This window comes from Rhodococcus sp. 06-1474-1B, from assembly GCF_002258885.1.
GTDB classification, from domain to species: domain Bacteria; phylum Actinomycetota; class Actinomycetes; order Mycobacteriales; family Mycobacteriaceae; genus Rhodococcoides; species Rhodococcoides fascians.
Map to the genome: position 1 here is coordinate 242,318 of NZ_NOYR01000033.1, position 18,828 is coordinate 261,145.

An 18,828-nucleotide genomic window follows, 5' to 3' on the forward strand; every position below is an offset into this window, starting at 1 on the left:
ATCGCCGGGATCGTAGGTAGCGACCATGCCTGGCTGCTACGCCGGGTTTCGATCAGGATTCGATCGCGATCGTCCCGGTCCCGGTTGCGGTTTCGACGAGTGTTGTCAGTGCCCGTAGCTGCGCCAGGCGTTCCGCGGCTGCGGCGGTGGCGTTGGCGAGGTCGCGGTTGAGGCTGACGATCCGCTGCTGCTCTGCTCGGGGGACAACGGGTATTTCGATGTTCCTGGGCACTACTCGAACCGTATCCATGGTGCGAGGGAGAGCGTGTGCAGCAGCGTTGATGCAGGTGACGAGGTAGTCGGGATCGTGGGCGGCGGCGTCGCTGTCGATGCGGACGAGGTAGTTCTGCGGCGCTACGACCCATCCTGGTAAGTCGAACCGCACGGCAATGGGTTGATTCGCTCTGGCAATTCCGAGGATTACGATGTCTCCAGGCTGGGTGGTGACGCCGGCGGGTTGATCGTCGGTGACGTACCGATCGGGTGTTGCGGCCCCGGTGGAGCGGTACTCATAGAAGACCCTCCCGGTCAGCAGGGGTGCTCCTGTTTTTCCATTGCTGTCGACGTCTTCGCGTGAGGGTGAGGGTCGGCTGCGCACGAGGTGCACTCCAGGCAGTGACGTGAGCCGTTCGCGGCGGACCATGCCGGCAGGTGCGAAACCGGGAATTGCTATTTCGACGGGTCGAGGGGAACTGCGAGTCAACGCGGCGTGGACAGTGGTGATGGACTCGATTATCTCCTCCGGACCGAGGGCATCCCGCCGCTGGATCCACGTGGTGGGAATGAGTCCGGCAGCGGGTTCGAGCAGATCCCGAACCGGGGCCGCGATCGAGTGCGGCGTGTCGCCTGCCCCGGCAGAGGTGCGCCAGCGTTCGTACTCGGCGAGCGCGCCGGAGAACCCGCCGACAGAATCCTCAGACTCACCGCCGGTCGGGACATCGATCAGGAGCACCCGGTCCTTGTCGACAGTCTGACCGGGCCGGGCAAGTACCCAGAGTGCGGTCTCGATCGCGGTGTGCGGCGAGAACAATCGGGCGGGCAAAGAGATGACCGCTTCGATAGCACCCTGGCGCAGCAACTCTTGCCGCAAGGCGTGAGGCGGACCTGACCGGAATAGTTCTCCGCGTGGAGTCACGACGAATGCTCGGCCTCCGTCGGCTAGATGGGCGATGGCGTGCTGGAGCCAGATGCCGTCCGAGCGAGGAGACGGCCGACCGAATGCCCACCGTGGATCGTGTACGTCGACGTCTGGTCCGAAGTCCCGCAGCCCCCAGGGCGGTGTAGCGACGACGACATCAGCGAGCACCTCGGACGCGGGGTCGTTACCCAACGAGTTGCCGACCTGGAGCTCGATCGGGCGGTTGGCCAGGATCGCACGTTGCAGCGCGATCTCGCCCAGGGCTTCGCTGATGTCGGCTCCGATCAGGGTGGCAGATGGGTGACGAATACCGATAGTCAACAGGGTGGCTCCGGGCCCCACTACCGGGTCGAATACGATGCCGTCGTTTCTGAGAACGCGGCTGCGATCGACCATGTCGGCGACGAATGTCGACACAGGATGCGGGTCGATCAAGGTACGGCGACGATCGTTGCGAAGTAGGACGTCGTAGACCTCGAGGAACCTGTCGATACTCAACGGGGCTACCGCTGACGAAACAGCGCGCTGCAGCGTATCGCCCATCTCGGCCGCATCCAGGCAGTTGAGCGCCGGCGCAAGGCCAGGAGCCTGTGAGGTCAGGACGTCGAGCCTATCTTTGGCCGTACCTGCTGCCTGAACGTCAGCGGAGTGCTGAGCCGGCCGGTGCGCACCTACCAATGGTTCTGCGGCTCCGACAAATTCATGATTCTCGGCGATTCCGCGAACCAGGTATTCCACGACCAGAGCTGCCCCGGCGAGGGCTTCGTCATCTTGCATACCTGATGCGCGGAGGTGGCCGAGAATCGTCTCCGCGACCACGGTCGCCGTGACGTTGTTTTGCTGTACGAGTGGCTGGGGCAGACGCCCGCTTCGGATCAGCCATTGTTCGACTTCGTCGCGGTCGAAGAGCGGAGTGTCGGCATCGGGTGCTGTGACAGGTGACGGAAAGTCGTTGTGCCGCTTACGCCATTGCGTGACCGCGGCGCGGCTGACTTTGGCCAATGCGGCGATGTCAGCCGATCGAATCATGGGTGTGCTCATCAACAGTGTCCTATGCGTAGGTAGTGGTAGTAATCGTGATGACGCGATGTGCAGCCAGGCGTAGGCGGCCGGACATGTGTCCGGTACGGGCAACCACATTCGTGGTCGATCCGGCTTCGGCGAGGTAAGCCAGATCATCCGCGAAACCACCGTCACCAGATCCGAGGTAGATGTCGGTGAACCGCTCTGGAATTCGTTCGGTGTGCATCGCTTCACGGAGCGAACGGTCGGCACCATCGGGACCCGAACGCGGCGTGAGCAACCTGGCGCTCGGCCATGCGTTCCACGCGGCGACCACATTGTGATGCGATGCGCCGATGATGACGTGGTCACCTGTCGCGATGTTCACTGCCTCGTGGTATTGAAGCATTGCGTTCCGTGCGACATGATTCCTCACATCTGAAGTCCCGCAGAGGTTTTCGATATCAATGAAGTGCACTACCCTCCCGGAGTCGCGTGCCGGTGCCAACTGAGGCGCAATGGCGAGAACGCGACCCGGGGCAGTGAGAGACAGATGCTGGACCAATGCGGCTGAGTTGGTGACCATGCCGTTTCCTTTCGATGCTTGGAGTGTTGACCGGAACACTAAACCTACCCAGCCATCAATGTCAAGGATGAAACAGTTACCCGCAGAACACCCGACCCGGCACGCTCACTGTTAACTACGTCCTAAACGGCTCTACCAGCTGATACGGACCGACTTGGATTCGATCGGGACAGGATTCGTCTTGGTTCGCCGTCGCAGTGGGCGGCCAGATAGCCCATTTTGTTAACAGTCGCGTTCGGTGCATCGTCCAAATTCGACGAGTAAGAGTCAGGTCTACTCAGACCGACTTCTAGGGACGTGAAACGCCCCGGCGCTGTCGAGGTCACCCACGAATTTCGTGTCGTTCGATTGACTGAAACTTGTCTTATCCGACGCGTTGGGCACGTGCAGTCCCCATGCGCTGCCGGTCGTGAGTGCACTGGTCAGCGGTGCCGGGCTGGGTCTTTAAGCGGGCGGGGTTCGTTTTCGACGTTGCGATACTGCGTCGCCCTGTCCATGAAGGGCATGGGGACGTGTGACGATAGCGGCATGTCGCGTCACCACACTCGCCGTCAGCGGTCTTTCTGCTTCGCATTCGCGCTACCCCTCGGATTGCTCGCCGGATGCGCAAGCACTGATGAAACCGGCGGCCCCAGCACCATGATCAGTTCGGAAATAGCGGTGCCTGTTACGACCACGGCCGCCCCTGTCGAGGCAGTGCCTGTCATGATCGGTCAGCCGTTCGCGCTGGACAAGGTTGCAGGCTTCGGCGATCCTGCGGCGAGCCTGACTGCAACTGTCACGGCGATCGACTATGCACCTGTGTGTGGGTACTTCGATTACGACACCGGCACCGATATCGAGAAGGAATTTCCATATATCGCAGTCGAATTCGACGTGGCCCACGATCCTGGCTCGGGTCCGGTTGCGTTCGGCTCACCGGGATGGTTCCGAGCGACGGACGCCGCCGGATACGTGGCCGACGACATCACCATCCTGGTTCCGAACTGTGATGAAAAGTACCCGGAGTTCTCCGACAGTCAGCTCGCCAACGGTCAGAAGCATCGGGGCTGGGTCATGTTCAAAGATGACGACATCAAGCCTGGTGACTCTTTGACAATTGGGTTGCCCAACCAAGGGACGAAGGCAGCGGTGCTCACTCTCGAATGACAGGCGTCTGAGTGCTCCGTTGGCAGCCAATCTTTCTCCGCGACGGCTACCTGGCCGACTGTCTCGCTCTGAGGCGGTGGGCGGGGCGCGCAATGACCCAGAGGTGGCGCGAGAATGGGCAAGAACAGTAGGCAGTAGCTGGGTGCATTCGTATCAGTGCGGCGCGCCCCCCAGGACATTCGCGGCGTGCCCGAAGTCAGCGGCCAATTTCCGTTCTCGGGATGTGCGGACATCTGAGTCCTTGTGCCAAAGAGCTTGTCTGCTCGTATGATGCGTCTCGATTGTTTCGATCCCGGCTGCGACGTTCGGAATACGGCGGCGCAGACGTCGCCAGGCGAGCTGCGCGTCACCCCCATGTGCCATGACCACTTCCACGTTGGGGCACAGTTCCAGAATTTTCCTTAGCACCGGCAACCCACGGTCGATCTCTGCGGAGGTGGGCTTGCGGTTGATGAACCACGGGTAGGTATTCCACACCATCAGGTCGGAGGCGGCGATCCCTGCGTTCCTGAGGAAGTTGCAGTGCCGTTCGGCGGAGGGGTCGTCGTTCTCCACACACAGCATGCCGCTGCCGACGCCGTCACGGGTGGCCGGCCCAGGGTCTCGAAAGAGGGCAAGTACCAGTGCGTCGCGGCCTCCGTAGATCGGTGCGACATACGGCATCCATTCGTCGACCGTCCTGAGGTCGTCGACGAGACGATTGAAAGGTTCGATATGCGGTAAGTATTTGCCGTTCATCTGCTCGCGTTGGTAACTCCGCATACGCATCTGCCGTGCCATCTCGTATCTCCTAGGGGTAAGTCGTACGAATGAATCTGGTGCCGTGGTCGCGACGGACGTGGCCGGGGTCGTCTCAGGTTTTCTCTCCGGAGTTGTCTGTCACGCAGTCCGTTGCGGTGAGCAGTTCGGCGGGGTGGACGTTGGCGAGCAGATCGCGGAAGCGCCCGATGAATCCGGCGTCGATGGCCTGTGTCATCAACTCTTTCGCCTCTGCCGAGTCGACCATCTCGGCCAGGTTGACCATCGATAGCGCGTGCCCCGCACCTGCAGCTTTTCGGAACCATCGCTCGGCGTCGTGGTCGTTTCCTGCCTCACGTGCGAGGAGGCCGAGGCTTCGTGTGGCTTCCAGATTCGAGGCGCGATCTGCTTGCTCGAACCAGTGCCTCGCGGTGTCGACGTCTCCGTTGAGGCGTGCTGTGTTGGCGTAGTTGAACATCGCTTGGGGGTGGCCGGCCTCGGCCGCGAAGTGCAACCACCGGGCCGCTTCGTCATCGTGACCGGTCTGAAGGCACGCGATGGCCGCGTCGTTGGCGGCGTCGAGGTCGCCCAGTTCGGCGGCGCGTCGATAGCACTGCAGAGCGGTGTCGGGGATGCCGTCGTGGTCGGCGAGAATACCGAGCCAATGTAGGGCCTCGGGTATCTCGGAGTCGGCAGCTCTCGTCCAAAAGGTCCGCGCCGTGTCGCGGTCTTCGTTGTCGTAGTGCCAGAACGCAACACTGCTCAAGTGTTCGGCGGACAATTCAGGGACGCGTAGTAGGTGCGTGGTGTCGCGATGCGGGTGAGGCTGATCGAGGGCGTCGTACAGTCGGTACAGCTCTCCTCCGGGCTGACTTCCATCGCCGACCCTAACGAGAAGCGAGTGTGGTGAGCCCGGTGCGATGCTCTCGGTGAGAGCCTCGACCGCCTCGTCGAACTGGTTCACGAGCACGGACGCCGATTTGTTCGGATTCCGTCGACGGTGATGTAGTTCCGAAAGCGTACGGATGAAATTCAGGTCGACACCGGCTGGTCCGATGATCTTGGCGTCGATGGCGGCTTCGAGTACGGCGGCGGCCGTGCGTCCTTCGGTCAGGATGTGATCAGCGCGCTTCTGGAGCTCGTCGGCACTGCCGAGCAGCTCACCGATACGGCACGGTTCGAGTTCTTCGACGTCGAGTTCCGGGTTCAGGGCTAAGACGTCGTCGACGAGTCGCGAACAGGCAGCGATTTCGGCCGAAGTGTTCAGCTCACTCCCATAGTCGATCCGAGAACGTTCGAGCAGCCGGATACAACCCTCGTGTGTCGTCGCGGACGTCTGCCCGTGGTTGTCAATTCGTGACGGGTCGTTCCAGCGAGATTGCCACCGGGCGAGTTGCTCGGAATGCAGGATCACCACAAGCCGGGTGTGTTCCGCAAACTCACGCAGCGCTGCCTCGGACAAGCCGTCCGCGCCGATCCCGTTCTGGTGAGCATCGTCGAGGACGACCAGCCCCGGGGTGGGCAAGACCGACCGTGTGTGGGTCGTCTCGGAAAACAGATCTTTCAGTTTCGCGAAGCTGCCGGGCCGGGGTTGATGCCACCAGCAAATCTCGTGGGGGAGCGTCCTGGTACTGACCTCGTAGACGCTTCGCGATTTGCCGGCCTTCGGCGGCCCGACCACGACGCTCAGCCCATGACGTGACTGCCGGAAGCTATCGGCCAACAGCGCGTCCGCGGTGCGGTCGACGTAGCGGGGGAGCATGCCGGCGGTTCGACCGGAGCCGAGCCGCAGCGCATCGAGCGGATCGACGGCGGCCATTTCGCTCGGACGGACGCCGAGAACTGACCACGCCGTGTCGGTCAGGCGGTCGCGAATCCTTGTCCGGTTCTTTGTTCCAGAGGTGCGGCCGCTCGACGACTGCCGGGTCGCACGTTCGACCGAAAGCCGGTCGTAGACCTCGGCGAAACCGAGATTTGATAGCCCAGCGGGTACCCCGACAGGAGCGCGGTGGGAGTCGACAAGCTCTGCCACAACCGCTTTGACGGAGGCACCCACTTCGGCCTTGCCTGGCGTGACCGGTCGAGGTGAGTCGTTCCGGCCCCCGGCCCATTCCTTGAACGTCTGACCGTCGCGATCGGTCCGGCTGCCGTGCCACGAGGCCGGCAGCGTGGTGAGCTGCTCGCCCGAAAGGGTCATCTGCAGATGTCGGCGTATTTTGTGCACGAAGTCGGGCCGTCCGGTCACACGCGAGTCTGCGATGCCGGCTTCTCGGAGTCGGTCGACAAGTGTCGCTGCTGCTGCGCATAGCCACGCGGAGTACGCCCGATCCAGGTCGGTCCATTGATCCGAGTTAGTCATTCGAATCCCGCGTCCTCTCGGTCGTGCAAATCGCCGAAGTACATCAACGTTGCGCTGATGAACGACGCCCGAGTCGCATCGTCGCAGTCGAAGCGTCCGACCTGTGTGTAGTGGTCGGCGATCCACTGCCTCCACGGCCACTCCGATACCGGAGTCTGCGCATCGGATTGTTCCATCCAGTCGTCGATGACCGCTTCGACTTGAGGTTCCGCATCATGCAAGCAGCGGTCACAGGTGCACGGCAGGCTCATCAGATGTTCCTTCCTTCCCAAAGTCAAGGTGGGTGTCAAAGGCTGCGCCGCGACTGCCTCTATCTCACGACCTCGCACCGAGCGGAGACAATGCGGTGCGAGGTGTGCGGGAAGTAGGGAACGTAGAAGGAAATATTCGGTCAGCTGTGTCCGACCCGCAGTGAGCTGACCAATCACGGACGCAGGCTAGGCGGATTACCGCCGGGAGCAGAAAGGGCACCAGAGAATGTCTCAACTGTTCGCTTCACCGGGAACCGGTGAAGGGCGACAAACCTCAAGGCTCGTCGAGGAGGGCTGCATCCTCGATGCCCTGGCTTTGCCAGTCCCCGTAGCTCAGACCGGTCTCCGGGACTTTCCAGTCGTTTCGACCGTTCGCGCTGCGCCCGACGATGACCACCGCTGCGGCACTTGGACTCGAGAAAACCTGATCCTGAGTAAATCGCGCGATGCCACCGTCCCCCAGGAATATCACTCCGTCGTGAATCAACTTGTCGCGCAATACTTTGTATCCTTCGTGACTGCTACCCACCCACCCACCGCGGACTTGCGATCCTTCCAGGACGGTGAACTCGGCATCGATCTCACGAGCCTTCGCGGTAATTCCGTCCTTTTTCAGTCGCAGCTCGAATACCGGCGAGTCGGGTGGCGCAATTACGGACTCCGAAATCACGGCCGTGGGTCTGTTGGACTCGGTTGCTGTGACTGCCGAACGGAGCAGATTGACGCCGAGAACAGGAAGTACGATCTTCGCCTGGCTGATGAAATACTCCATGTCCGAGACGTCAGCTTCGGGCAACACAATCGGTGGCGGTGCCGTGCCGTTGGTCAGACGGGCTCGTTTGGAAAGCTGGGCAAGGGTGATGAAGCGACTTTCGAGGTAGCGTGCGTGTGCCTTGGTCAGGTTGGCGTCTTTGCTGGTCAAGACAATTGCACGGTCCCAAAAGTCTTTTCCTCCTTGAGCTTCTGGACGCGCGTGTTGGCGGAGCCGTTTGCTGATGTCGTCGCCCTCGCCGATGTATGCGGTTTGGCCCCCGAGGCTGTTCGGATCATCCCCGAATAAAAAGTAGACGCCGGTGCGATTCGATTCGGGACGCTTCAACAGCGCTGGTAGATCTGATCTGGGCGCGGCCACCACATGTCCAGTCCAGTTCATGATTTCGGCAGTGAGTAAGCCCCCTGGTGATCCATCAGCAAGAAATAATCGAACCGATCTACCCGCACTCACAATTAGCCTCCAGACTTGCGGCCCTACGACCTGCCTATTGTGCATGTCACGTGCGTCACATCTCGATGCGGCGCGCCTTGCTGGAAACCGAGACGGGGCCCGTCCAGCGCCGACTTCCGATCGATCCTCACGAGATCAACGTCTTTCAGGCTGCCGAATCCGTCCTAAACCATCGAAGCGAGCTCGTAGACCTGGATGAAGCGATTCTTCAGTCGATGAATTACTTGTTCAGAAGTGTGGGCCGACGCTCTGGCGGAATGTCCAGCGCGTCCGACAGCGTGAGGTGCAGTGCCGCGAGCAAGTCCACTTTGCCCGGCGTGACGAGATCGCCCTCGACATCAATAAGCCCAGCGGCGATCTCGGTTTTAGATGGTTCGTGCCCCGTTGCGACACGAGCAGTGTCAACGCATTTGCTGTAAACGTCGTCCTTGACCAGATCTTCAAGGCATAGCCCGGACCCCTCGCCACCGAGCTGAATCACCCGCTTGGACGGAACACCCGCACGAGTCAGCTTAGCGGCGTTGTTCTTACCGCCTTGGTCGCCATCAACGAGGTATACAACATGGGCTGCTTCAGCATCCAGCGCCGGGATATCGGCGCGGCCGGCCTCTGCAACTCCTGCTGCGATCTGATAGCCGAGGCGATGTAGTCCGGTTGCCTCGCGAATGAGCCGGGGAAGAATAAGAGCCTCGCTGTGTCCTTCAGCGAGTACGGCGTAACGAGAAGGGGTGATGGCGGCTGCGCCTGCGCCCATTGCCATCATGAGTGGCGAGAAACCGAGCCCGGATGTCCAGTAGCTGGAGTCAATAGTAGAGCGGCCCGATTCTGGATCGGGGACAACAGCGACGATGTTCCCACCGAGTTCGTCGGGCAGGCAGCCCGCAGAGTGGGTTGTGTAGATGACTTGAGCGGCTAGCTCTTGCCGTCCGAGCACGGCCATCAGGTCTGCCTGAGCGTCGTAGTGCAGGTGATTCTCGGCTTCGTCGATAAGTAGTACCACTGGTCTCTGCCCGCCGGTGCGAGCCTGAACAAACGTTGTGAGCGCCACGAACATCCGCAGCCCATCGCTCCGTTCACTGATAGGCGAATACCGCCCAACCTTGGATGTCACCATGATTCGCAACGTTGTACCGTCGCGATCGAGGTGCACTGCGGCAGTACCTGACCCGGCGGTCCAAGACGACTCGAACAGCTCCTGCAAGTGGTCGTTCGCATCTTCGATGTGCTCGGCTACGGCATCCCACTTACCGACCGCCATATCGTTCACCATCGCGACCAGGTCAAGCTTGGCGCTCGCAGCGAGGTTCGACAACGCCGCCGGCGTACCTTCTTCGGTCATTCCGTTGAGGTCATACTCGTAGGACAAGTCCCGGTCGGCTGCGCCGAAGAGGGCAGCAATTGGGACACGCCCGATTAGAACGGACCGCATGGCAGAGGTTGGATGAGGGGCACGTTCGTTGTCGAGCGCTGCGTTCAGTACCGAAAGTATCCGCTCCTTTTCGGGGACCACTTCAATTGTTGTCGATCCCAGTTCGACGACGAAGATGTCCAGCTGGTTCAGCATCTCGTCGGACATTGTTGCAGGATCGTCCGATCCGTCCAGGATGGCCAGAGCACTGTCAGCTCGGGGCCGCAGACTCTGCACGCATTCCAGAACCTCATCTGAAGCGTCCTCATCGACTTTGCTCAACGCGGCTAGCAGGTTGACCACTTCTTTTGCTGCCTTCTCACGCGGCGCGCGGGGCCTCCTGCCGTTCGGTTGGATATCGTAGGAGACTTGTCCTCCGTAGGACTTTTCCACCAGCACCCGGGTCGGCTTTTGCTCACTTGGTATGTGCGTTATGGCTGCCTGGTCTTCGGCGTCCAGTGTGAAAGTCGCTTTGAGTGCGACGTCGGTAGGAATTGGGTTCGTTCGGCGCGGAATGCCTCCGATTGGTCCGTCCCCGATCGGGGTATCCCAGCTGGTAGAGGCAATTGCGCGCAGCAAAGTGCTCTTGCCTGCTTCGTTTGGACCGACAATGGCAGTGACCTTGCCTCTAACCTTCATCGACGCATCGGCGAGTCGGCCGACGCCCACCACGTGCACATTGCCTAATTGCATCAGTGCAGAGTAGTCGCTGTCACAGACGAGGGCGTGGTACAAGATGGGATTGACCGGATTATCACCCGATGTGACGAACAGTTTGGTGATCCTGCAGCCAGCAGTGAGTTTGTTGGGGCCGTCAGATACGTAGGACTGTGAACCGCCGCATCGTCGACCTCAACCCCCGACAACAAACCTGGCCCCGCCCGGAATCTCCAACCCCACGGCATCCCCGGCCCGCACCGCAGATCCCGCCGCCAACTCGACCTTCACGGTCACCGACCCCACTGTCACATCGGCGATGCTGCGGAACCCGGTCGGGCGCAGACCCGACACAACTCCGCGAATCCCATTGTTGTCCAGCGTGATCAGCTCTTGCCGCAGCAACAACACGGCCGGCCCTGACGGCAGATCCAGACCGTCGACCTCCAACTCCCCGAGCACGGAGCGATGCACTCCAAGTCCATCCCACTGCCCCTCGATTTCGTTCATCCCGCCCATCAGTCGCGAGACCTCCAGCGTACTCGGTCGCGTGTACGCCGTCGCGATATCCGAGTGATGTTCGAGCCGGCCGTCGATGAGCACCGCCACAGAATCGGCCAGGACGGCCGCTTCCTGTTGATCGTGGGTGACGAGCAGCAGAGTCTGATCCAACGACGACCGTAGTTCGCGAACCAGGTCATGCATCTCGGTGCGCAACACCGGGTCCAGGGCACTGAAGGGCTCGTCCAACAACAACACTCGTGGGGATCCGGCGAGTGAGCGCGCCAACGCCACCCGCTGGGCCTGCCCGCCCGACACCTCCGACACCGCGCGATCTCCGATGTCACCCAGATGAACGAGATCGAGATACTCGCGGGCACGTTCGCGCGACCGCTTGCGACTCTCCCCGGCAGCGCGGTAGGCGAAGCCGATGTTGTCCAGTACCGACATATGCGGGAACAACATCGGACGCTGGAACACCATCCCCACCCCGCGGTTCTCGGCCGCAACACCGTTCACTTCACGGCCGTCGATGCGCACCGTGCCGGCGGTGGGTGAATCCAGTCCGGCGATGAGCCGTAGGGCAGTGCTCTTGCCCGAACCCGACGGCCCGAGAATCGCCGTACACGACCCCGGTGACACGGTGAGATCCAACGAATCCAGAGCTGCAACCGATTGACCGGCATGCACTTTCGTGAGTCTGTGAACGGACAGTTCGACGCTCATCGGGCACTCCTCCGACGCAACCGTGCCAGCATGAGCACCAGCAACAACGGCGGCACGACGGCGGCGACCGACAGCGCAGCCACCACCGAATCATTACCGGTTCCCGCAGCGAACGAGGCGACGAGAATGGGCACGGTGACCAGTCTGCCTCCACCGATCAGCAGCGTGATCACGTAGTCGCTCCACGCCACGAGGAACGCGAGCAACGCCGCACCCGCCAACGCCGGAGCCAACAGCGGAATGCGAATCCGTCGCAGCACCATGGCACTCGACGCGCCGAGCGTTCGCGCTTCTTCCTCGTAGCCGATGTCGTACGCGCCGAACGCCACTCGCATCAGATACGTCGTGTACGGAATGGCCGCAACGGTCAGCAACGCGATCACCGCCACCGTGCTCGGAATTCGCGAACGCAACACCAGAACATCGAGTCCCAGTGCCACGGCAAACGGGGGCAGGGCCAGCGGGGCGAAGAGAACGCCGGCCACAACCGCCGGGAAACGCACAGTCCCGTTCACCAGCGCGCGAGCGGCCAACGCGCCCAATGGCGTTGCGATAGCGGCGACGGCGAGAGCGAGCAGGGTAGACCTCACGAAAGCATCGACGCCCCCGGCGTCGAGGGCACTCCGGACGCCGTCGAATCCCCACTCCTGAGGAACCGAACCGGGAAACGACCAGCGATTGCTGATGGCCCACAGGACAACCGGAATCAGCGGCAGCAAGAACCACAGGACCAGAACGGACCTGCCGACAGCGGGAAGAACCCTGTTCACTTCTACCTTGTTCATTTCCACGCTGCCGATCTGCGCAGATAGTGCAGGGCCACGGCGGCCACGACCACCGTCAGCGCGGTGGCGATCGTCGCGGCAGCGGCGGCCTGCGGACGCGTCTCGAGATCGATCGAGGTGAACAGTCGAATGGCCATCACCGACAACGGCTCCGGATACGGGCGACCCAGAATGCGGGCTACCTCGTACGAGCCGACCGTGTAGGCGAACGCGATGGCCGCCGATGCGATCAGCGCGGGCCGAGCCAACGGCAGCGTGACCAAACGGAGCCGAGCCCACCGGCCGGCACCCAAGGTCGCGGCCGTCTCGTCGAACGCGGCTACTCGGGTGGCGAGCGTCCCGGCCACGACGACGGCTACGAAAGCCGATTCCTTCCAGGCGTATTCGGCGACGACGGCAATCCACCACTTCCCACCGACCAACTCCGGCCAGCCGCCGTCGGTCATGCCGAGAATGCGGGGCAGCATCCCCGAATCCGCCAGCAACAGCGCCATCGCTGCCGCGCCGATCAGGTGCGGCACCGTGACCGTCACCCCAGCAGCGACCAACGCGGCGCGTCCACCCGACAACGCCGTCAGCGCCGCGGCAAGCCCGATCACCGTGGCCAACGCGGTGGAGACGATGGCAATCGACAGAGTCAGCACCACCGAGCGCCATAGGTCACCGCCCAGAGCGGAGTACGCGTCGACCGATAGTTCGGGGGTTCCGACCAACGGCATCAGACCCAGGCTCTGCAGCACCACGGTTCCCAGGCCGCCGCCGACGACGAGAACGACCAAGACGACGGCGGGGAGGACCGCCGCTGTGCCGCGAAAGCTCCTTGTGGACGCGCTCACTGACCGGCGAGCACGCTTCGACGCCATCCCTCGTCGAGCGGGGTGACCCACTCCGCGGACAGCTCCGGGTGCGCGTTCGCCGAGATCACCTCGTACGAAGGAACCACCGGCGAGGACGGGAGCTGCTCGAACTGCGCCCGCTCCTCCGGGGTCAGACGCGCGATGTCCAACGCAGTGAACTGGCCCCACACTTCCGGCGTCGCCTTTGCGAGTTGTTGCTCGGGCGACAGCGCGAGATTGGCAACCACCTGCGCCGCGGCCGACTTCCCCGACGTCGACGGAATGGCAAGGAAACTCGCATTCCCGACGGTTCCCTCGTCGAGGGTCAGGACGCGGGTCTCCGGTGGGAAGGTGCCGTCGGCGACGAGTTTCGGGAGGGTCGCGGGGCCGTACGTCATGGTCATGTCGACCTGACCGCCGGCGTAGAGGGCGTCGAGCTCGGAGGAAGACTGCGGATACGTCGTTCCCTCGCGCCACAGTGACGGGGCGAGCTCGTTCAATCGGTCGAACAATGCCGGGGCGAGGCGATCGTAGGAGTCCTGATCGAACTGAGCGGGAACCTCGTCGACGCCGCCGGAGGCGTTGATCAAGGCCTCACGCACGAACACCGAGCCGGTGAAGTCCGGGGGAGCGGGGTAGGTGAAGCGGCCCGGGTTCGCACGAGCCCAGTCGAGCACGCCGTCGAATGTCGTCGGCGGATCGGGGATGGCTGCCGCGTTGTAGACCAGTGTGAATTGAGCTTTGTGCCAGGGTGATTCACAGTTCTCGACCGGAGTGCCGAAGTCGTCGCGCAACAGCGGATCCTCGGGATCGGTCAGTTCCATGTTCGGCAGATTCTGCGTCCACCCGCACAGCCACGCGCCGGCCTGCTTACCGGTGCCGAAGTTCGCGCCGTTGACCCACACCAGGTCCACCTCGCCATCGGTGACCCCGGCCTGCCGCTCGGACAGGATGCGATTGACGGCATCGGTTGTCGATTCCACCGGCACTCGGCGCAGCGTGACGCCTTCTTCGGCGGCCGCGGGGGTGAGCACGTCGTCGACGTAGGCGTTGCCCTGCTCGTCGCCGCCGTACATCCACAGCGACACCGTCTGTCCTTGCGCCTGCTCCTGGATCTCGCTCCAGGACAGGTCGTCGGCGCGCGGAGCCTCCGATGAGGGTGCTGCGCATGCGGTGAGCAGCAACCCTGCGCTCGCCGCAATCGCCACTGCGCACCGTACTGAACGAATCACCGGGGCCTCCAGATCAATCGAAGCAGCCGTCGTCGACGCTGCCCTCACCACCGTAATCGGTCGAATGCGACAACCGCTGAACACGCGGGCAGACCGGCCGTGTGCACAATGGATCGTGAACCGTCGGACGAGAGGCACCACCGTGACGCAGGACCGCCCGACGCGTAGTCGCCGCGGCACGACCCTGAAATTGCTCGCGGCTGCCGTGGTCGTCATCGCTGTGGTGATCGTGCTCGGCACCGTCGACCTGCCTGATCCGTCGTTCATCCGCGATCGCGTGGCGTCGGCCGGGCCGTGGGGCATCGCGTTGTTCGTCGTGCTTTACGCCGTCCTGTCGGCCACTCCGTTCCCCGCCAGCACGTTGACCATTGCGTCGGGACTGCTGTTCGGGTTGGCGGTGGGTGCGACCGTCGTGGTGTTCGCCGCCACCGCGGGGGCATATCTCGGGTACTGGGGAGCGCGGGCGCTGGGCCGCGGACAGGTGGCCCGCACCGAATGGGACAGGCTGCGCCGACTCGACGCCATGCTCGGCCGACGCGGGTTGCTGTCGGTGCTGCTCGTGCGACTGGTTCCGCTGCCGTTCTCCTTGGTCAACTACGCGGCCGGAGTCAGCGCCGTGGGTCAGCGTGACTACGTGGTGGGCACCATGATCGGGATCGTGCCCGCGACCGTCGCCTACACCGCGCTCGGTGCCTACGGAACCTCACCGCTGTCGTGGCCGTTCGCGATCGCACTGCTGGCGGTCCTGGCGATCGCGGCCGGCTCGGCCCTGTTGGCCCGCCGTCTCGGACTCACCGGAGCTGCCGAATGATCGACAGCTTTCTGCGCCGCCACCTCGAAGGCCCACTCGATCGCTGTGCCCGTGCCCTCGACCGCCCCGGGATCACCCCGGACCGGATCACCGCCGCCGGACTTGTACTGGGCCTCGGCAGTGCACTGGCCGCGAGCCTGCAATTCTGGTGGCTCGCCTTGGTGTTGTGGATCGTCTCCCGCATCGCCGACGGTCTGGACGGGCCTCTCGCGCGTAGGCGTTCCACTACGGGCGGTGCCGGCGGATTCTTAGACATCACCGCCGATTTTGTGGTGTACGGAACGACTGTGGTGGGCGTCGCGGTAGGTGCCTCGGCCGCGTACGACGCCCCGTGGTGGCCGTTCCTGCTGGTGTTGTTGGCGTACTACATCAACGGCACCGCGTTCCTCGCGTTCTCCTCCATTGCCGAGCGCACCGGTCGCACCATCGACGACGGCCGCTCGCTGTCGTTCGTCGGAGGGTTGGCCGAGGGAGCCGAAACCATTGCAGTACATAGTCTGTGGCTGCTGTTGCCCGGCATCTCGTGGCAGATTGCGGTGGTGTGGGCGGCGGTGGTCGCGGTGAGCTCCACCCAGCGGATCATCGCCGGGTATCGCGCCCTCTCCTGATCCACGTGCCCCGGACCTTCGCCAGTGCGGCCGTTGCTCGGGAAAATACCGGAGAACCCAACTGCGCCTTCACGTCTGCGATCGCCGCATTCCACGGCCCGTCGTTGTAGGTCGGATACGGGTGCGTTGCTCCGGCGAGATCGCGAGTACGCAAACCCTGCTCGATGGCGATGATCAGCTCCCCGATCGTCTCGCCCGCCCGCGGTCCCACCACGCAGGCCCCGACGATGCGTCGTTTGGCGTCGAGAACGAGGGTCGTAGATCCGGCAGTTCTGCCCTCGGTGACAGCACGATCGACGTGATGGTGATCGAGCGTCTGCAGTCGCAACCCATGCTGCCGCGCGGTTCGCACATCGATTCCCGCCGAGGCGATCTCGGGATCGGTGAACGTCACCCGTGGAGTCCCCGTCGTACTCACCTTTCGGTTCAGGCCGAGCGCCGCGTTGCTCGCGGCCAGGCTGCCGTGCACACCGGCGGTGTGGGTGAACTGAGGGTGACCGGTGAGATCTCCGGCCGCCCAGATGCGGGGATTGGTGGTCCGCAGATGCTCGTCGACCCGTACGAATCCGTTGTCGTCCACTTCCACACCGGCCAAATCCAACCCGAGAGACGCGGTCCGCGGAGTCCGTCCGGTCGCGACGAGTACCCGATCGAAGTCGATATCGACGCCCGTGTCGGTGGTGGCCGAACCGTCGTCGATGCGCACGACGGCGGTGGAGGTCAGCACGCGTACGCCCTCGTCGGTCAGGGCCTGCGTCAGTATCGACGAGGCCTCAGGGTGCTCGCGGGGAAGGATCGTCGCTGACCGTCCGACAAGGGTGACGTCGGATCCGAGACGCGAGAATGCTTGCGCCATTTCGCAACCCACCGACCCGGCACCGACGATCAGCATTCGCTGCGGTAAGTCCTTAAGATCCCACAGGGTGTCGCTGGTCAGGTAGTCCACGTGCTCGATACCGTCGATCGCCGGCACTGTGGGATGCGCGCCGGTGGTCACGATGGCCTGACCGAACTGCAGTAACAGCGCACCGACGTTCACAGTGTTCGGCCCGGTGAAGACTGCGTCGCCGTGGATCACATGTACTCCGGCCTCGGTAAGGGCCTCCGGTGAATCGATCGGCGCGATCTCGGCGATCGAACTGTGTACGTGCTGCATCACGCGTGCAAAATCCACGCGCGGCGGCTCGGTGTCGATGCCGAACCGGGACGCGGATCGAACCGTCTCAGCCACCGAAGCCGCCGCGAGCAGAGCCTTCGACGGCACACACCCGGTCCAGAGGCAGTCGCCGCCGGTGCGGTCCCGCTCGATCAACACGACGCGAATGCCGAAGCCGGCCGCGGTCTTTGCCGCCACGATGCCGGCGGTACCGCCGCCCACCACGACCACGTCGGCGCGGTTCTCGGGCACACTCGAAGACGAACGACGAATTCTCATACCTCCCACTATGCCCGCGCCTTGGAGAGACCCGAGATGAGACGACCGACCAAGTACACCTTCTCGGCGCGCCTGTACGACGTGATCTCCGCCGAATGGCCGGTGTATCGAGCCGGACGGGAGGCGGCGTTCGAGCTGATGAATCTGCCTGTGGGGAGCCATGTTCTGGACCTCGGCTGCGGGACGGGGCTGAACTTCGCCGGGTTGCAGCGGATGATCGGCCCGACCGGCTCGATCACCGGAATCGATGCCAGTCCGCAGATGCTCGAACAGGCGCGACGTCGAGCTGCCCGCGCAGGGTGGATGAATGTCACATTGATCCCCGCCGACGCCACCGCCCTGACGTCCGCCGATCTGGGGGAGCAGGCCCCGTTCGATGCGGCCCTGAGCACCTACGCGCTGTCATTGATGACGCCATGGCAGGCGGCGCTCGATTCGATGATCTCGGCTACACGGGTGGGCGGCGTCGTGGCCGTCGTCGACATGCAGCGGCCCGTCGGACGAGCAACTGCGTGTACGCCGCTCGCGAAGCTTGCGTGTCGACTCGGAGGGGCGGATATCGAGGCGCATCCGTGGACGGCGATGACACCACTGCTGCGGGATCTTTCGGCCCGCGATGTCCGCGGAGGTCATATCCAGATTCGCATTGGGACTGTCGGTGCCCGCCCCGCAGAGCCGAATTCATGAACGGCGCTCGTCTCCGACCCCTTCAGTGTATTGCCGGGATGGGGGCTTGCGGCAAGACCCCGTCGGTGGTGCACACTCTTCCGGCTACCGACACGGAGGAATTTCTATGGCAGACATGGCCGACACACCGGAGCGATTTCGCGTGCACGAGTCCGGTGCGTACTTTCATGGCACGAAGGCCGATCTGAAGGCCGGCGATTACTTGTCTCCCGGCTATCGCTCCAATTACCGTCCCGAGCACATCTCGAACTACATCTACATGACCAAGGTGCTGGACGGTGCCGTGCTCGCGGCCGAGATGGCCGTCGGCGAGGGGCGTCCTCGGGTCTACATCGTCCAGCCGACCGGCAGTGTCGAGGACGATCCGAACGTGACGGACAAGAAGTTCCCCGGCAATCCGACTCATTCCTACCGCAGCGCGGAACCGGTACGCATCGTCGAAGAGACGTCCGAGTGGGTCGGGCATTCGCCCGAATATCTGAACCGGTTTCGTGAAGGTTTGGAGAAGTTGAGGCAGACGGAAACTGCGGTTCTCTACGACTAGCTGTAATGAGCAGGGACGTTGTGGACGGCGTGGCAGCGACAGATAGGTGAGGACCTCCGGTATCGGTGTGGTTACCACAACTGCACCGACAACCGAGAGGTCCTCGTGTCACACGCTAATGCCTTGCTCACCCCGAAGGGGCGATTGAAA

General features: G+C 63.1%; 17 protein-coding genes. 5 read left to right on the forward strand and 12 right to left on the reverse strand.

From position 1 onward, the window contains the following. Nucleotides 1-52: 52 nt before the first annotated feature. Complete coding sequence (locus CH266_RS21640; RefSeq protein WP_217901019.1) at nt 53-2,167, reverse strand: N-6 DNA methylase; 2,115 nt, start codon at nt 2,165-2,167, stop codon at nt 53-55. A 22-nt stretch (nt 2,168-2,189) separates the two neighbouring features. After that, nucleotides 2,190-2,528, reverse strand: a complete 339-nt coding sequence (locus CH266_RS25555) for a hypothetical protein (protein ID WP_176457171.1) — start codon at nt 2,526-2,528, stop codon at nt 2,190-2,192. Between the two features lie 858 nt (nt 2,529-3,386). Between CH266_RS25555 and CH266_RS21645 the strand changes: the two genes are divergently transcribed. Continuing rightward, nucleotides 3,387-3,875 (forward strand): hypothetical protein, encoded by a 489-nt coding sequence (locus CH266_RS21645; RefSeq protein WP_141214564.1) that lies wholly within the window; start codon nt 3,387-3,389, stop codon nt 3,873-3,875. 153 nt (nt 3,876-4,028) lie between these two features. Here CH266_RS21645 and CH266_RS21650 read toward each other — a convergent pair whose 3' ends face one another. The 9 genes from CH266_RS21650 to CH266_RS21690 all read right to left on the reverse strand — a co-directional run bounded on the left by CH266_RS21650 (nt 4,029) and on the right by CH266_RS21690 (nt 14,593). After that, the gene (locus CH266_RS21650) at nt 4,029-4,655 is read right to left on the reverse strand and encodes a uracil-DNA glycosylase (RefSeq protein ID WP_094716164.1); all 627 of its coding nucleotides are present in this window, start codon (nt 4,653-4,655) and stop codon (nt 4,029-4,031) included. A 73-nt stretch (nt 4,656-4,728) separates the two neighbouring features. Beyond that, on the reverse strand, nt 4,729-6,972 hold the full coding sequence (locus CH266_RS21655) for a tetratricopeptide repeat protein (protein ID WP_094716165.1): 2,244 nt from the start codon (nt 6,970-6,972) through the stop codon (nt 4,729-4,731). Continuing rightward, complete coding sequence (locus CH266_RS21660; RefSeq protein ID WP_094716166.1) at nt 6,969-7,148, reverse strand: hypothetical protein; 180 nt, start codon at nt 7,146-7,148, stop codon at nt 6,969-6,971. The genes CH266_RS21655 and CH266_RS21660 overlap by 4 nt, the downstream gene beginning before the upstream one ends. A gap of 349 nt (nt 7,149-7,497) precedes the next feature. Continuing rightward, nucleotides 7,498-8,376 (reverse strand): GIY-YIG nuclease family protein, encoded by an 879-nt coding sequence (locus CH266_RS21665; protein WP_255175990.1) that lies wholly within the window; start codon nt 8,374-8,376, stop codon nt 7,498-7,500. A gap of 292 nt (nt 8,377-8,668) precedes the next feature. Then, nucleotides 8,669-10,549, reverse strand: coding sequence for an AAA family ATPase (locus CH266_RS21670; protein WP_141214565.1), 1,881 nt, complete (start codon nt 10,547-10,549; stop codon nt 8,669-8,671). A 159-nt stretch (nt 10,550-10,708) separates the two neighbouring features. Next, nucleotides 10,709-11,740 carry an ABC transporter ATP-binding protein gene (locus tag CH266_RS21675; protein WP_094716169.1) on the reverse strand — a complete coding sequence of 344 codons (1,032 nt, stop codon included), beginning with the start codon at nt 11,738-11,740 and terminating at the stop codon, nt 10,709-10,711. Beyond that, nucleotides 11,737-12,525 (reverse strand): ABC transporter permease, encoded by a 789-nt coding sequence (locus CH266_RS21680; RefSeq protein WP_255175991.1) that lies wholly within the window; start codon nt 12,523-12,525, stop codon nt 11,737-11,739. The genes CH266_RS21675 and CH266_RS21680 overlap by 4 nt, the downstream gene beginning before the upstream one ends. Then, nucleotides 12,522-13,361 carry an ABC transporter permease gene (locus CH266_RS21685; RefSeq protein WP_094716171.1) on the reverse strand — a complete coding sequence of 280 codons (840 nt, stop codon included), beginning with the start codon at nt 13,359-13,361 and terminating at the stop codon, nt 12,522-12,524. Before CH266_RS21685 ends, CH266_RS21680 begins: the two co-directional genes overlap by 4 nt. Further along, complete coding sequence (locus tag CH266_RS21690; protein ID WP_176457172.1) at nt 13,358-14,593, reverse strand: ABC transporter substrate-binding protein; 1,236 nt, start codon at nt 14,591-14,593, stop codon at nt 13,358-13,360. Before CH266_RS21690 ends, CH266_RS21685 begins: the two co-directional genes overlap by 4 nt. Before the next feature lie 142 nt (nt 14,594-14,735). Here CH266_RS21690 and CH266_RS21695 point away from each other — a divergent pair, with 142 nt between their 5' ends. Both CH266_RS21695 and CH266_RS21700 read left to right on the forward strand, forming a co-directional pair. After that, nucleotides 14,736-15,404 carry a TVP38/TMEM64 family protein gene (locus CH266_RS21695; RefSeq protein WP_230597286.1) on the forward strand — a complete coding sequence of 223 codons (669 nt, stop codon included), beginning with the start codon at nt 14,736-14,738 and terminating at the stop codon, nt 15,402-15,404. After that, nucleotides 15,401-16,012: a CDP-alcohol phosphatidyltransferase family protein gene (locus CH266_RS21700; protein WP_094716172.1), complete on the forward strand. Its 612-nt coding sequence runs from the start codon at nt 15,401-15,403 to the stop codon at nt 16,010-16,012. Before CH266_RS21695 ends, CH266_RS21700 begins: the two co-directional genes overlap by 4 nt. On the opposite strand, the gene CH266_RS21705 is transcribed toward CH266_RS21700, so the two are convergent. After that, nucleotides 15,984-17,447: a dihydrolipoyl dehydrogenase family protein gene (locus tag CH266_RS21705; RefSeq protein WP_094716173.1), complete on the reverse strand. Its 1,464-nt coding sequence runs from the start codon at nt 17,445-17,447 to the stop codon at nt 15,984-15,986. The genes CH266_RS21700 and CH266_RS21705 overlap by 29 nt on opposite strands. A gap of 36 nt (nt 17,448-17,483) precedes the next feature. Here CH266_RS21705 and CH266_RS21710 point away from each other — a divergent pair, with 36 nt between their 5' ends. Beyond that, nucleotides 17,484-18,134, forward strand: coding sequence for a class I SAM-dependent methyltransferase (locus CH266_RS21710; protein WP_094716174.1), 651 nt, complete (start codon nt 17,484-17,486; stop codon nt 18,132-18,134). Nucleotides 18,135-18,249: 115 nt separating this feature from the next. Then, nucleotides 18,250-18,678 (forward strand): NAD(+)--rifampin ADP-ribosyltransferase, encoded by a 429-nt coding sequence (gene arr / locus CH266_RS21715; protein ID WP_094716197.1) that lies wholly within the window; start codon nt 18,250-18,252, stop codon nt 18,676-18,678. Nucleotides 18,679-18,828 lie beyond the last annotated feature (150 nt).